The following is a 13,661-nucleotide window of genomic DNA, read 5'->3' as shown; positions in this document are numbered from 1 at the left end:
AAGGTGTTTTTAGTTTTTTACTTGTTTTGTTTATTGCTGCGCTTTATATTGAACCTGTTGGCCGCTTACCCTAGCGTGCAGCGCAGCTACCGTACTGCGTGCCGATTCAAACGCACCGGCCATCCAGGCGTTTAAATAAGTGAGATGCTCGCCGGCAAAATATACCTGCTTATCGGGCTTTAACAATGCAGGGTATTGATTTTTGCGCGTATCGGTGGTATAAACCGCCCATCCGCCAAGGGAGTATTTGGTTTTATGCCAGCTAACCGAAAAAGAGCTTTCAAACTCTTTATCATATTGCGGATGTATCAGCCTCCCTTTCTCCAGCGCGAATTTTTCACGCTCCGCATAGTTCAGTGCGCCTATTTTCTGTGCTTTATCATTAAAATTATAGTATCCTATCAATATGCCCTTTTTGCCCAGGTAATCGTATGATGGATAAAATATCTGTGTAAGGTCGTTATTGGTATGGGTAATTCCGCCGTAGAGGTGCTCATCCTCCTCCCAAAAACGGCGTTTAAACTGCAGGCCTATTTTTCCTGTAGGGATATAACCGATATAATCGATTGCCCTGCTTACATCGCCCGAAAAATTATGATTGATATTGCTCAACACGGGTAGGGGCAGGGTGCAAATACACAGGTCGGCAATTAGTTCATGCTTGCCGGTGGCATCTTTGTATAAGATCTTCACGCCCTCGGGCATATTGGTAATATCGGTAACCTCGGCACCCATCTTTAAAAAAGGCGTAATTTTTTTTTCTAATGCTGATGCGATCTTATCCATCCCGCCAACCGCCTGGAACATGGTCATCTGCAACTCGTAGGTGTATTCGGCAACGTTGTAAAAATCCGGGTCCATCAGGCCGGAGTGTATCAGGTCAGCCAGTTTATAAGGGTCGGCAATTTTGCCCGGTTTATCTGCGGCGCCGTACATTTCTGCATAGCCCCGCCTTGCTGATGCTTTATATAGCTTATCTATATCCAACCCCCCTTCGGCCTTTAAATATTCAATAACCTTTTCTGCATCCTCCCTTGTTAAGGCGCTGTCCAAGCCCCCGTGTTCAATACTTTTGGCCAGCATTTCGCTCATATAGCCGCGTATATCGTTGTGCACCTCGCGCACTTTTATCTTTTTGTTTGATAACGGGCCTGTTCCTTCGGCAAAATAATAAGCGCCTTCGTTTACATTATTGTATACCTGTATGGGTACGCCCAGCTCTTTGCAGTAGTGCAGGGTAAGCTCGTGGTTATGTGGTATGCGCGATGGCCCGGCATTAAAGTACTGGCCTTCATCAAACCGGGCGGTAACAGTTGGTTTATCAACTTCGGCATGGGCGCTGCCGTTACGTACGCTCCAGCAGCGGCCGCCGGTCCTGTGCCTCGCTTCAATAATGGTGCACCTATAACCCAACTTATTCAGCTCGTAAGCACATGTCATACCAGCCAGGCCGGCGCCTAATATTATAATGTGTTTGCCGTTGCCGCTTCCGTGTAAGTTAAATGCATGCGCGGGGGCAGCCCGTAATAAGCCTAAAGCCATCATGGCAGGGTAGGTGCCGCCCGCCAGCATGGCGCCCTTGCCTAAAAAATCGCGTCGGCTAATTGTTTTCAAAAGGAGTGGTTATAAAATCTTTATTTGATAAAGATAATTTAATATCTGTTTTTATAAAAGAAGCGGCCGGATATTTTAAATATGACGATATCTCTTTATCACCAATAAATAACGGCCCTATATGGTGGTGCCGGTTTTTAGCAATCTGCCGGGTTTTTTATTTGCCGCACGGTAACAATTGCGGTAACGCCGAGTCTGTAGGATAAACCCTTATAATGAAATTCTACAGTGCTTTTACCGGTATGCTGCTTGCTTTCACAGCTGCTGCGGCCCAGGGCGATTTTAAAACATTTGCCGACGGTTTTGTCAGCGGTTATAATGCCCTGCAAATACCACAGCTTGAATTAAGTTATGTAGGGCAGCTGCAGCAGATCCCCTCGCTTACCGCAGAAAAAAAGCAGCTCGAGTTTTTTACCGGGGTAAAACAAGGCCTTAAAAAGTTTGACCCGCAAAAACTAACCGCCGCCCAAAGGCTGGATTACCGGTTGATAAAATACGAAACCGACCTGAACCTTACACGCGTTAACCTGGAGCTGGGGTATATACACACGCGCCCCGCCATAGTAGCCACCACCGGTATCTATAACATCCCTAACGGAAAAGAATGGTACAAATACCTTATTAAAAGATGGGTAAATGATGATATAACCCCTGAATACGTTTATAAATACGGACTCGCTGAGGTTGAACGGCAGAACAAGCAGATAGATGCCATCCGCCGCGAAACGGGACTGGATGAGGCCGCGTTTTATAAGCACCTTAACGATACATCCTTTTATGTTACCGGCAGGGCGAAAATTCAGGATGTGTTTGAACGGGTTAGGGCAATGGTAACAAAAAACCTGCCCAGGCTTTTCAATAATACCGATATACCGCAAGTTGATATTAAGGCCGGAGATAGTAAAGCACTGGTACAAACGCCCGGTTACTATGATAATAATGTGTTTTACTATAACGCGTTAAATAACCATATAAACAAACGGCAGATAGACTGGCTTTTTCTGCACGAAGCGGTGCCGGGCCATCATTACCAATCGTCTGTTTTGGCGCAGGCAAAGGTATCTGCTATGCAAAACTTATTTTATTATATGGGCTTTGCCGAGGGGTGGGGCGCCTATGCCGAAGAATACGGTGCCGAGCTTGGCCTTTACCGAACACCCTACGACAGGCTGGGCAAGTTAGAGTGGGGGATAGTACGATCTATAAGGTTGCCGCTTGATGTAGGCATTAATTATTACGGCTGGACTGATGAACAAGCGCTAAACTTGTGGAAAAAATACATTAAGGGGCAGGACGAGATTGCCCTGCGCGAGATACAGCGGGTGCGACGATGGCCTGCACAGGTAATAACTTACAAACACGGCGCAGCCAAATTAATGGAGTGGAAATCGGAGTTAATGAAAGAGCAAGGTGCCCGGTTTGATATCAGGGATTTTCATGACCGGGTGCTGTCGCACGGGTCGTTGCCATTTTTTATGATCAGGGAAAATGTGTTTGCCGAAGCGAAATAAGTCAGGAAATTTTCAAAAATGATTAGCTTTGGGCGTATCATTATCACTTATTACCTATAATACTATGCAGGAAGCATCTCCACTTAACCAGGTTGCCGAATTTCATAAAACGTTTAAACACCCCGTTTTGGATACCCCCACTATACCCTCGCCTGCACGCTGCGACCTGCGGGTTGCCCTATTGGCCGAAGAGGTGAAAGAACTTCAGGAAGCTATTGCCGATAATAACCTGGTTGAAATTGCCGACGCCCTTTGCGATATACAATACGTACTGGCCGGCGCTATCCTTGAATTTGGCCTGGGCGATAAGTTTAAGGCCCTGTTTGACGAGGTGCACCGCTCTAACATGAGCAAAGCCTGTAACAGCATACAAGAGGCTAACGAAACCATAGCGCATTACCTGCAAAAAGACGGCAGCGAAGCGCACTACAAAGAGGAAGAATCAAAGTTCCTGGTTTTTCGTACAGCAGATAACAAAACGTTAAAATCTATCAATTACTCGCCGGCAGACCTTAAGGGGTTGTTGCTGTAAGCATAGGTATGTCAACTCCAGCAAACCTTTACCGTGCTTTATATGTGGCGGCATTAGCTATGGCTATTGTTACGGGCGTGATATTTGGATTTAAGGGTAATTCTCACACACCACCCATGCCATTTGGTGTAGAATTAATTGCATTGCCCATTGGCCTGGTGGGTTTTTTGTATGATATTATAAAACATAAATCGCTTAAGGTTCATTACTGGGGACTGGGTGTAAATGGAGCTGTGATGATATTGATGATGATTCCCGCCCTCGTTTAACACAATTTAATGATGGTTAAAAAAGGTTGCTTATCATAAAAATATGTTAGCTGCGGATATCGCTGTAGAAGATCAAAAAGCCAACGGGCACCAGATTAGGAAAATAAAGGTATCGGTTATTATAAATACTTATAACAGGTATAAATCGCTGCTACGATCTATCGAAAGTGTAGTGGGCCAGACCCATAAAAATATCGAAATAATAGTAGTAGACGATAGATCGACCGACAGAAAGTACCTCAAACACAAACATACTGCGAATATAAAGTGGATAGTTTTAGACAGAAGCAGCAGGGAAGTTTGCGGTTTCCCGTGCCTGGGTTATACGCGTAATGCAGGAATATCGCATGCCACCGGCGATTATATAGCCTTTTTGGATGACGACGATATTTGGATGCCTCAAAAGATATCGGTTCAGCTTAATGAAATGATGAGGCATGGGGTCCAAATGTCATGCACTGAAGGTTTTATGGGCGATTCGTACTTTAAGCCTCAAAGGGCGTACCCTTTATATTATAAAACCTATTACGAAAAATTTTGCCGCAACTTTTTTTTGAAAAACTATGGCAGCTGGTCGGGTGGTTTGCCGCGGATATTTACATCCGCTCTTATCAGTAAGCATAATTTTATCATACATTCTTCGGTGACGATAGAACGGGCGGTGTTAAGTCGGTCGGGTTATTATAACCACTTGCCGTTGGGCGCGGAAGATGCCGATATGTGGCTCAGGATATTAAAATATACCAATTGTATCTATATTGATGAGCCCCTGATATACTATGACGGACGGTTAAGCCAGCATACTTTTACCAACAGGTTGAAAAGAAAGATCAGGAAAATATTAAATGGCAGGGGATTGTTAAACTAACTTGATAACGCCGGAAACCCTCCAAGTAAAAAAGCCTCAGGACTTCGGCCTGAGGCTTTTTCTTTTTTTTGTGACCCCGCTGAGGCTCGAACTCAGGACCCACAGATTAAGAGTCTGTTGCTCTACCAACTGAGCTACGGAGTCAGGGTGTTTGTTTGCTGTTGGGCTGCAAATATACAATCTATTGGCAATTGCAGGTAATCTATCTTTTATATTCTGCCAGTATATTAAACGCCACACCCGCAATGCCTTCTTTTTCCCAATCAGCCTGGCTGGTTTCGCGAGAGATGATGGCACCGCTGCCAAACAGGCTTAGGTAAGCCGAGAACATCAGACCATGGCCTTTGCTGTTTTCGATCCATTCAAGGCTTACAAAAAAGTTGTTTTCGGCAAAAATATTATAAGGCTCCAGGTTAACATGTATATCTTTTTGCCCGGGCAGCACGTCTACAAAAATATTCTGGTTTTGCATTAGCTGGTCGGGCATGCCTTTTTTCAGCGTATAAAAATTTAGGCGAAGCTTCACCGGGTATAGGGGCGGGTCGGTGATATGCGCATTAAACCTTTTAAGATAGCTGGGCGATTTTTTTATTTTGATGATGGTGCCTATTTCGTGCCCAAGCCTGTTTGCATCAAACCCGGCGTTGGTATTCTCTGATTGTGAGGTGTTGCCTAAAACCACCTCCTTCCACTTTTTGTTGGTTACTTTAACTTCTTTAAGCTCTGTAACAGAAGGTTGAAGTGCAATGATTTGTTTGTTACCGTTAATAAATCCCGCAACTTTATAGGTTTGTGCAATATAACCTATCATAGACAACCTCAGCGTGTCAGCATCGTGGCCTGCCAGGTTTATTTTATAACGGCCGAGGCTATCTGTAACGGTACCTACCGCTTTGCCAATAATACCCACGTTAACATAGGGCAGCGGCAAATTGGTTTTGGCATCTTTAACCACCCCATCAAACACCTGGGCGTTTGCAAACAACCCGGAAAAAATCAGAAAAGCGACAACTAATAAACGTTTCATACCGGCAAGACGATAAAAAGAAGCGAATGGTTACGCCATCGCGTACATTTCTTCGCGTTGTTTTTGCACCACGTCGCTATTGATATATTCATCGTAGGTCATCAGCTTATCAATAACACCGCCCGGGGTTAGTTCAATAATGCGGTTGGCAACAGTTTGCACCAGTTCATGATCTCGCGAAGTAAAGATAATGTTACCTCTAAAGTCTTTCATGCCGTTGTTTAACGCAGTGATGGATTCCAGATCAAGGTGGTTGGTTGGCTCATCCAGCAACAGCATATTGGCCGATTGCAGCATCATCCGGCTAAACATACAGCGCATTTTTTCGCCGCCCGATAATACGCTGCTCTTTTTCAACACTTCTTCACCGCTAAACAACATACGCCCCAGGAAACCACGGATAAACTGATCGTCCTTTTCGCCGGTAGAGTACTCGCGCAACCAGTCGATCAAGTTTTCGTCCTTGCCTTTAAAATATTCGGCGTTATCAATAGGGATGTCGGCCAGGTTAACTGTAACACCCCACTTAAAACTGCCTGTATAATCTTTATCCCTCCCCGTTAAAATATCGTAAAAGGCCGATGTAGCCAAACTGTTCTGAGATAGCACAGCAATTTTATCGCCTTTATTGGCCATAAAATCAATGTTGGCAAACAGCACTTCGCCATTAAGGGTTTTGCCAAGTTTTTCGGTTTGCAATACCTGGTCGCCAATTTCACGGCCCTGGTTATTAAATATAATTCCGGGGTATTTGCGGTTCGATGGCTGTATCTCGTCGAGGTTGATCTTATCCAAGGCTTTTTTACGGCTGGTGGCCTGCTTTGATTTAGAGGCATTGGCGCTAAACCTGCGGATAAACTCTTGCAGTTCCTTCACGCGGTCTTCCATTTTCTTGTTCTGATCGCTGCGTTGTTTAAGCGCCAGTTGGCTCGATTCGTACCAGAAGGTGTAGTTACCAGTGTAAATAGTCATCTTGGCAAAATCAATATCTACCACGTGTGTACACACGGTATCCAGGAAGTGCCTGTCGTGCGATACTACCAGCACAATAGCCTCGTACGATGCCAGGAAATCTTCCAGCCAGCTAATGGTGTGTATGTCAAGGTCGTTGGTTGGCTCATCCAGCAGTAAAATATCCGGCTTGCCAAAAAGCGCCTGCGCTAACAACACACGTACCTTTTGGGTATTATCAAGGTCTTTAACCAGCTTATAATGAAATTCTTCTTTAATGCCCAAATTGCTCAGCAGGGTAGCGGCGTTGCTTTCGGCATTCCAGCCATCCATTTCGGCAAAAAGGTTTTCCAGTTCCCCGGCGCGTTCGCCATCGGCATCGGTAAAATCTTCTTTAAGGTAAATAGCATCCTTTTCCTTCATCACGGCATACATTTCCTTATGGCCCATCATCACCGCTTCCAGAACGGTATATTCGTCAAAAGCGTAATGGTTTTGACTTAATACGGCCATGCGTTCGCCGGGAGTAAAGCTCACCGAGCCGCTTGTAGGGTCGATCTCGCCTGATAGTATTTTTAAAAAAGTAGATTTACCCGCGCCGTTAGCCCCAATAATGCCATAGCAATTGCCCTGGCTAAATTTAAGGTTAACATCTTCAAAGAGGGTGCGTTTTCCGTAACGTAAAGATAAATTAGATACCGTAATCATGCTGCACTTATATTTGGCGCAAAAATACGGTAAATAGTTAATTTATTTGAACCCGGGCAGCATTTAGATAGATAAATGCAACCAAGCCGGGCATTTATTCATCTATTCCGGGACGATATCGGGGCTCCTGTTCCACACTTTTCCCCGCTGCAAACAAATTATTTTAACGCGGATATTGTTTATGCACTAAAGATGCATAACTTACGTTCTGGAATAACTATTGAATTAAATTAAACCTGATTTATTAAAACCCCCTGCTTAATTATGGCTATTGTAGTTACAAGCCTGTTTATTGTGAATGCACTTGTGGTAGTGCAACACATTAAAGTGAAAAGGCCTTAAAACCCCTTACAACTAACTTAGCAGCTTTGCTAAGTTAGTTGTTTCTTCATCAGCCAGCTTTTGCAGCGGCCCGGAAGCAAGCATTTTCATCATCATATTTAAGCCGGCGGTAATGGTAAAAACAGCTTCGGTTGTATTGTCGGCCTCAGTTAACTCCCATTTCAATTCCATTTCAAACGGGGGGGGGCCGGCGGGTATTATCCTGATCAGGCTATCGGTTACACGCTCGGCGATGGTTAACGAAAGGCTGGTGATATTGGGTATGGTAAAACTGGCCTCATCCGTTGTTGATACCCAATCGGCAATATTATCGGGCATCAGCCGGTGGTGATTGTTCATATCAGCCAAAAAGGCATATACCTGCGCTGCCGGTTTATTTACGGTAACGGCACTTTCAAAAACGCTCATATTGATGTTATTGTCCCCAGGTTGAGGGTTGTGTACGCCATTGTTTCAATACTTCGGTATCTGCCGCCGAAATGTAGTTGTGCTCTTCGGCATATTTTAGCAGGGCATTGTAGTTAGACAGTGTAATAAACGGGCATTTAGCCTCTTTAAAATTCTCGGCAGCTACATCAAAACCATAGCTGAATATCGCGGCAAGGCCGGCCACATTATAACCCGCATCGCGCAGGGCGTTTACGGCCTGTAAGCTGCTTTTACCGGTAGATATCAGGTCTTCAATTACCACCACACGCTGGCCCGGGGAAATCTCGCCTTCAATTAAACTGCCGGTACCATGCTCTTTTGCCTTCGCGCGCACGTATATAAACGGCAGCCCCATTTCCTGCGCTACCAATACCCCCTGCGGAATGCCCGCTGTAGCCACCCCTGCTATACAGCCAACCGAGCCAAAAGCTTCCTGTATGGCCGACGTTAATTGCTGGCGTATATAAGTACGGATGGTAGGATGCGAAAGCGTGATGCGGTTATCGCAATATATCGGCGACTTCCAGCCTGAAGCCCATGTAAAAGGATTATTAGGTTGTAGTTTTATTGCTTTAATTTGCAGCAGAAATTCCGCTACCTGCTGTTCGGTCTCACTATTGGTAAACATGGCTCAAAAATACAGAATTTATATTAACGAAAAAGTGATTTTGCTAACAGTGAAAACACCAAAAATTGCAAAACACTATCAAAAGATTGATGCAGAGCACTTTGATCTGAAAACAGTTTATCACTGGGTTGATAAGCAACCCGGCACTTTGTTTTACGTGCTTTGTAACAATGCCAAAGCCTTTCTAAAAAGGATCATCAAAAGCAATACCCTAATAGAGGCTGCCGGCGGGCTGGTAACCAACCAGCACGGCGAACACCTGTTTATTTATCGTAATGATAAATGGGACCTGCCAAAAGGTAAGATAGAGAAAAAAGAAAAAACTAAAATTGCCGCCGTGCGCGAAGTGGAAGAGGAGTGCGGCATTAAGGTAAACAAACTGGAGCAAAAGATCTGCAAAACTTACCATACCTATATTTACAAAGGCGAGGTAGTGCTAAAAAAAACACATTGGTTTAAAATGAGCTATAACGGCAATGCCAAACTGACACCGCAACTGGAAGAAGGCATCACTGATGTACGCTGGTTCAAAGCGGAAGAGGTATCAACCATTGTAAAAAACACTTTCCCTTCTATTATTGACGTATTGGAAAAAGAGGAGCTGATTACAAGTAGGGAAGTGCTTCTTTAGGGATAAACTGGGCCACATTGCCGTTGTAACGAATAATTTCGCGTACAATGCTTGAGCTGATAGACGAGTACCCCGGCTTGCTTACTATAAAAATGCTTTCAATTTCGGGCTCAAGGGCGTGGTTCATCTGGGCGATGGCCTTTTCATATTCAAAATCTGATACTGTACGTATCCCGCGGATCATGTAATCGGCGCCTATGCTTTTACAAAAATCAACGGTTAAACCTTCGTAGGCCACAATATGTATCTTATCGTCGTTAGCAAAAACGGCGCGTAGCATATCCTCGCGTTTAGCCACACTCAGCAGCCCCTGCTTGGTACTGTTTACCCCAATGCCTATATAAACCTTATCAAATAAGCTTACCGACCGTTTTACAATATCAACGTGGGCTTTGGTAACAGGATCGAACGAGCCGGGAAAAAGGGCTATTTTCATACAAGTGATGATGTTGTTGCTTGGGTAAAAGTAGTTAATAATTTATGATAATTAACCGCAACCGTTATTAATTAAGCAATCCATTTATCTGCGCATATTGCAGCAGCATAATGGTTTTGGCATCTTTTATCTTGCCCGTTTTAACCATGTCAAGGGCTGTGGTAAAGGGCATTTCCATCACCTCTATATTTTCGGTTTCTTCTGCCAGGCCGCCGCCATCGCTTACTTTCATCTCTTTGGTATATTCTGCGGTAAAAAAGTACAAGATCTCGGTGACCGATCCTGGCGACATATATGCCTCAAATGCTTTTTGTAGCGATGTTATTTTATAGCCGGTCTCTTCTTCAGTTTCCTTACGGATGCAATCCTCCGGGTTGTCCTTGTCCAGTAAACCTGCGCAGGTTTCTATTAAATACCCGTCTTTATTTCCGTTTAAATAAGTAGGCATCCTAAACTGGCGGGTAAGCATCACCGTTTGGGCGTCTTTATTATACAGCAGTATGGTAGCCCCGTTGCCACGGTCGTAAACCTCGCGCGATTGCGGCTGCCACTTACCGTTGTTACCTAACCATTCGTAGTTCGCTTTTTTTAACGTGTACCAGTTATCTGATAGCACCGTCGTTTGCAGGTTTCTTAATTTATCATTCATTGGGGCAGATGGTTATTTTTAAAGAACGAGAACGACGAATGCCCGTATTTACGCTGCTCGGTAAATGCGGGGTGATTGCTTAGGTTTTGCATGCTTTGATGCTCTACTATCAGCATGCCGCCTTCGGCAAGCAGGTTCTTCTCAAATACAATTTTAGGTATTTCGGGTATTTTGTTCAGGTCATAGGGCGGGTCGGCAAATATCAGGTCGTACCGTTCGGTTTCCATGGCCAGGTATTTAAAAACATCGGCCTTAAAAACCTCTATCGCGGTTAATCCGTGCTGTCGCGACGCATCTTTAAGATAATGTACGCATTGTATGGCGCGGTCAACCCCGGTAACCTTTTGGGCGCCGCGCGATGCAAACTCCATGGCTATGTTGCCGGTACCGCTAAAAAGATCAAGCACTTTAATGCCTTCAAACTCAATTTGGTTTTGGAGGATGTTGAACAGCGCCTCTTTTGCAAGGTCGGTAGTAGGGCGTACGGGTAAATTTTTTGGCGGGTTAAGCCTTAAGCCTTTTAATTTTCCTCCGATAATGCGCATAGCGATAAGGCAGCAAGGGCCAGTATTTTATGAGATGGGATATTTTGTGGCAGGTTAAGCACCTGCAAGGCGTTTAATGTTACCTCGCCGAAAAAACCTTGCAGGTAGGTAAAATAGCCATCGGTATCATTGATGTCGCCGCTTATTATCAGCCTGGCATCTTCGGGCTTTATGGCTAATTCGCTGCATACCAGGGCGCAAAAATACGCGAGCTCTTCGTGGTTATTAAATTTAAAGGTATTGTAAAAGCGCAGCCTGGTATCTTTAAAATTTAATATCGATACCATACCGTTGCCCATATCCAGGTAAATATCAGCATCAGCGGGCCGGGCATCTGCTATGGCCTTTATCCAGCCAGCATTGCTATAAACTGTTTTTTGGTTGTCCAGGTCCTTAGTGGCGCGGGTTAAGGCCTCGTTGATCTTGTATACAATAATGTTTTGGTTATCCAGCACCTCGGCGCTTACTTCCTCATCATCGCTTACGTCAAGCAGGCGGGCAGCATCAGCAACACGTTCTGTATCAAACAGGCTGCTCGGAAGCAGTGTAAACCCCGTGCCGTGCAACCCGGTTACAACTTGTTTGTAGTTGGCGGTTAAAATGTCGCGCAGTTGCTTCGGGTCGCGCAATTCGTCTACCGGATGGTTCTCGGCCCAGTCCAAGAGCTGTTTGCCGTCAATTACAGCATAACTAAAGCGGTTTTCATCAACCTGTAACAACAGGGTGTAGCTATGGGCCTGTGTAAGGCTTAAATCATCGCTGGTATAGTGGTGTATGTGTTCGCTCATGCAGGTAAACAAAAGTAATATTTTTTCCTGATTAGCAAATTATCATCCGTGCTACAAATGGCCTGGTGGTACTCACCCTGACTGCGCCATCACTGCCCGACCCTCTCTGCTGCGCAAAGCGGGCGAAAAAAATGAAACGAAAAAATAAAAAGAAAATACAAAGACCCTCGTTGCGCGAAGCGGAGAGAGGGTGGTTGGGCGCAGCGATGGCCGGGTGAGTCAACCGTTATGCAAGTAATAAATTTTGAATTACCTATTTCCCATACTTATCCCCATTTTTGTGCTGTGTCGATAATAAATGATATCAGCAAAAGTTTCCCGCACGAGCCTACGCTACAGCAGCAGGAGTTGTTTGGTAAACTGCATACTTTTTTAACAAGCGGCGAAGAGGACGATTGCTTTATCCTGAAGGGTTATGCAGGCACGGGCAAAACAACTGTGCTTGGCGCGCTGGTAAAAGCATTGCCTAAGTATAACTTTAAATCGGTACTGCTGGCCCCCACAGGGCGCGCCGCAAAGGTTATAACCAATTACAGCGGCCGTAAAGCTTTTACCATTCATAAGCGCATTTACCGTAAAAAGTCGGCGTTAAACGTTGACGAATCTTTTGCCATGGCCGAAAACTTAAGCGCCAACACCCTCTTTATTATCGATGAGGCTTCTATGATATCTGATGAGCCCGGCCGTTTTCAGGGTAGCTTGCTTACCGACCTGGTAAACTACGTTTACAACACAAAAAATTGTAAGTTAATGTTGGTGGGCGATACCGCCCAGCTGCCCCCCGTGGGCGCTGATGACAGCCCCGCGTTGGATACCAAACTCATGAAAGACCGCTTTGGCCTAACCATGTACGGCTATGAACTAACCGATGTGCTGCGGCAGCAAAAGGATTCGGGGATATTGTACAATGTTACCAAAGTGCGCGAGATTATACGGCAAGGCAAAGAGGTAATGCCGCAAATTGTTACCAAAGGATACAAAGATGTTTACCGCATGGGCGGGGATATGCTGGAAGAAGGCCTGAATTACGCTTACAGCAAATACGGGCATGATAATACGCTGATCATCTGCCGCAGTAATAAAAATGCTAACCTGTATAACCGGCAAATACGCGGGCGCATACTGATGCGCGAGGAAGAGCTTACCGGCGGCGACCAATTGATGGTTGTAAAGAACAACTATTTTTGGCTGCAGGACCAGGAAGAGGGCAGCACCGGCTTTATTGCTAATGGCGATATTGCCCGTGTTAAAAAGGTGCGCCGGATAGAGGATATGTACGGCTTCAGGTTTGCCGATGTGCAGTTGGAATTTATTGATTACGCCGAAGACCCAGTGCTTGATTGTAAGATATTGCTGGATACGCTATATTCAGAAGCGCCAGCGTTGCTGGCCGATGATCAGAAGCGCTTTTACCTGGAGGCTATGAAGGATTACGAACACATACCTAACAAGCGCGCAAGGCATAACGAATTAAAATTAAACCCCTATTACAATGCTTTACAGGTAAAATTTGCCTACGCAATTACCTGCCATAAAGCGCAGGGCGGCCAGTGGGAAGCCGTATTTGTTGATCAGGGTTACCTTACCGAGGAAATGGTAAACACCGACTTTTTACGCTGGTTTTATACTGCCTGCACCCGGGCCACCAACGAGCTTTACCTGGTGAACTTTAACCGTAAGTTTTTCGCCGAGCCGCCACCCGAGGCTTTTTAAAACCAGCTGCCAACTAATTA

15 protein-coding genes and 1 tRNA gene are annotated in these 13,661 nt (G+C 45.1%); 6 read left to right on the top strand and 10 right to left on the bottom strand.

Features of this window, described 5'->3' with window-relative positions; all coding sequences use genetic code 11:
- Nucleotides 1-30: 30 nt before the first annotated feature.
- Nucleotides 31-1,614, bottom strand: a complete 1,584-nt coding sequence (locus HDC91_RS03315; protein ID WP_221262096.1) for a flavin monoamine oxidase family protein — start codon at nucleotides 1,612-1,614, stop codon at nucleotides 31-33.
- A gap of 215 nt (nucleotides 1,615-1,829) precedes the next feature.
- On the opposite strand from HDC91_RS03315, the gene HDC91_RS03310 reads away from it, so the two are divergent.
- The 4 genes from HDC91_RS03310 (at nucleotide 1,830) to HDC91_RS03295 (ending at nucleotide 4,794) form a co-directional block, all read left to right on the top strand.
- Entirely contained in the window at nucleotides 1,830-3,125 is a 1,296-nt protein-coding gene (locus HDC91_RS03310) for a DUF885 domain-containing protein (protein ID WP_183548427.1), read from the top strand.
- Nucleotides 3,126-3,189: 64 nt separating this feature from the next.
- A complete protein-coding gene (locus HDC91_RS03305) occupies nucleotides 3,190-3,657 on the top strand; it encodes a nucleoside triphosphate pyrophosphohydrolase family protein (protein ID WP_162432232.1) in 468 nt (155 codons plus the stop codon).
- A gap of 8 nt (nucleotides 3,658-3,665) precedes the next feature.
- A complete protein-coding gene (locus HDC91_RS03300; RefSeq protein WP_183548425.1) occupies nucleotides 3,666-3,926 on the top strand; it encodes a hypothetical protein in 261 nt (86 codons plus the stop codon).
- A 43-nt stretch (nucleotides 3,927-3,969) separates the two neighbouring features.
- Nucleotides 3,970-4,794: a glycosyltransferase family 2 protein gene (locus tag HDC91_RS03295; RefSeq protein WP_183548423.1), complete on the top strand. Its 825-nt coding sequence runs from the start codon at nucleotides 3,970-3,972 to the stop codon at nucleotides 4,792-4,794.
- A 71-nt stretch (nucleotides 4,795-4,865) separates the two neighbouring features.
- Here HDC91_RS03295 and HDC91_RS03290 read toward each other — a convergent pair.
- The 5 genes from HDC91_RS03290 to pyrE all read right to left on the bottom strand — a co-directional run bounded on the left by HDC91_RS03290 (nucleotide 4,866) and on the right by pyrE (nucleotide 8,879).
- Nucleotides 4,866-4,938 (bottom strand) — tRNA-Lys (locus tag HDC91_RS03290).
- A 58-nt stretch (nucleotides 4,939-4,996) separates the two neighbouring features.
- A complete protein-coding gene (locus HDC91_RS03285) occupies nucleotides 4,997-5,821 on the bottom strand; it encodes a carboxypeptidase-like regulatory domain-containing protein (RefSeq protein ID WP_183548421.1) in 825 nt (274 codons plus the stop codon).
- 30 nt (nucleotides 5,822-5,851) lie between these two features.
- The gene (locus HDC91_RS03280) at nucleotides 5,852-7,480 is read right to left on the bottom strand and encodes an ABC-F family ATP-binding cassette domain-containing protein (protein WP_183548419.1); all 1,629 of its coding nucleotides are present in this window, start codon (nucleotides 7,478-7,480) and stop codon (nucleotides 5,852-5,854) included.
- Nucleotides 7,481-7,834: 354 nt separating this feature from the next.
- Nucleotides 7,835-8,230: an SRPBCC family protein gene (locus HDC91_RS03275; RefSeq protein ID WP_183548418.1), complete on the bottom strand. Its 396-nt coding sequence runs from the start codon at nucleotides 8,228-8,230 to the stop codon at nucleotides 7,835-7,837.
- A gap of 7 nt (nucleotides 8,231-8,237) precedes the next feature.
- Entirely contained in the window at nucleotides 8,238-8,879 is a 642-nt protein-coding gene (gene pyrE / locus HDC91_RS03270) for an orotate phosphoribosyltransferase (RefSeq protein ID WP_183548416.1), read from the bottom strand.
- Nucleotides 8,880-8,928: 49 nt separating this feature from the next.
- On the opposite strand from pyrE, the gene HDC91_RS03265 reads away from it, so the two are divergent.
- Entirely contained in the window at nucleotides 8,929-9,510 is a 582-nt protein-coding gene (locus HDC91_RS03265) for an NUDIX hydrolase (protein WP_370576786.1), read from the top strand.
- Here HDC91_RS03265 and coaD read toward each other — a convergent pair.
- The 4 genes from coaD to HDC91_RS03245 all read right to left on the bottom strand — a co-directional run bounded on the left by coaD (nucleotide 9,485) and on the right by HDC91_RS03245 (nucleotide 11,928).
- Nucleotides 9,485-9,946, bottom strand: coding sequence for a pantetheine-phosphate adenylyltransferase (gene coaD, locus HDC91_RS03260; RefSeq protein ID WP_183548412.1), 462 nt, complete (start codon nucleotides 9,944-9,946; stop codon nucleotides 9,485-9,487). The genes HDC91_RS03265 and coaD overlap by 26 nt on opposite strands.
- 67 nt (nucleotides 9,947-10,013) lie before the next feature.
- The gene (nudK, locus tag HDC91_RS03255) at nucleotides 10,014-10,595 is read right to left on the bottom strand and encodes a GDP-mannose pyrophosphatase NudK (protein WP_183548410.1); all 582 of its coding nucleotides are present in this window, start codon (nucleotides 10,593-10,595) and stop codon (nucleotides 10,014-10,016) included.
- Nucleotides 10,592-11,140: a 16S rRNA (guanine(966)-N(2))-methyltransferase RsmD gene (gene rsmD / locus HDC91_RS03250; RefSeq protein ID WP_183548408.1), complete on the bottom strand. Its 549-nt coding sequence runs from the start codon at nucleotides 11,138-11,140 to the stop codon at nucleotides 10,592-10,594. Before rsmD ends, nudK begins: the two co-directional genes overlap by 4 nt.
- Nucleotides 11,116-11,928, bottom strand: coding sequence for a DUF3822 family protein (locus HDC91_RS03245; protein ID WP_183548406.1), 813 nt, complete (start codon nucleotides 11,926-11,928; stop codon nucleotides 11,116-11,118). The genes rsmD and HDC91_RS03245 overlap by 25 nt, the downstream gene beginning before the upstream one ends.
- 285 nt (nucleotides 11,929-12,213) lie before the next feature.
- Between HDC91_RS03245 and HDC91_RS03240 the strand changes: the two genes are divergently transcribed.
- A complete protein-coding gene (locus HDC91_RS03240) occupies nucleotides 12,214-13,641 on the top strand; it encodes an ATP-dependent RecD-like DNA helicase (RefSeq protein WP_370576785.1) in 1,428 nt (475 codons plus the stop codon).
- Nucleotides 13,642-13,661: the final 20 nt, after the last annotated feature.

The sequence above is a fragment of the Mucilaginibacter sp. AK015 genome, assembly GCF_014200785.1.
Classification (GTDB): Bacteria; Bacteroidota; Bacteroidia; order Sphingobacteriales; family Sphingobacteriaceae; genus Mucilaginibacter.
This window is presented reverse-complemented; position numbering and strand designations above follow the sequence as displayed.

What these genes read in the sequence shown, in the direction of transcription:
- HDC91_RS03310 (WP_183548427.1), top strand. Translation starts at nt 1,830, where the DNA reads ATGAAATTCTACAGTGCTTTTACCGGTATGCTGCTTGCTTTCACAGCT.
- HDC91_RS03305 (WP_162432232.1), top strand. Translation starts at nt 3,190, where the DNA reads ATGCAGGAAGCATCTCCACTTAACCAGGTTGCCGAATTTCATAAAACG.
- HDC91_RS03300 (WP_183548425.1), top strand. Translation starts at nt 3,666, where the DNA reads ATGTCAACTCCAGCAAACCTTTACCGTGCTTTATATGTGGCGGCATTA.
- HDC91_RS03295 (WP_183548423.1), top strand. Translation starts at nt 3,970, where the DNA reads ATGTTAGCTGCGGATATCGCTGTAGAAGATCAAAAAGCCAACGGGCAC.
- HDC91_RS03285 (WP_183548421.1), bottom strand. Translation starts at nt 5,821, where the DNA reads ATGAAACGTTTATTAGTTGTCGCTTTTCTGATTTTTTCCGGGTTGTTT.
- HDC91_RS03280 (WP_183548419.1), bottom strand. Translation starts at nt 7,480, where the DNA reads ATGATTACGGTATCTAATTTATCTTTACGTTACGGAAAACGCACCCTC.
- HDC91_RS03275 (WP_183548418.1), bottom strand. Translation starts at nt 8,230, where the DNA reads ATGAGCGTTTTTGAAAGTGCCGTTACCGTAAATAAACCGGCAGCGCAG.
- pyrE (WP_183548416.1), bottom strand. Translation starts at nt 8,879, where the DNA reads ATGTTTACCAATAGTGAGACCGAACAGCAGGTAGCGGAATTTCTGCTG.
- coaD (WP_183548412.1), bottom strand. Translation starts at nt 9,946, where the DNA reads ATGAAAATAGCCCTTTTTCCCGGCTCGTTCGATCCTGTTACCAAAGCC.
- nudK (WP_183548410.1), bottom strand. Translation starts at nt 10,595, where the DNA reads ATGAATGATAAATTAAGAAACCTGCAAACGACGGTGCTATCAGATAAC.
- rsmD (WP_183548408.1), bottom strand. Translation starts at nt 11,140, where the DNA reads ATGCGCATTATCGGAGGAAAATTAAAAGGCTTAAGGCTTAACCCGCCA.
- HDC91_RS03245 (WP_183548406.1), bottom strand. Translation starts at nt 11,928, where the DNA reads ATGAGCGAACACATACACCACTATACCAGCGATGATTTAAGCCTTACA.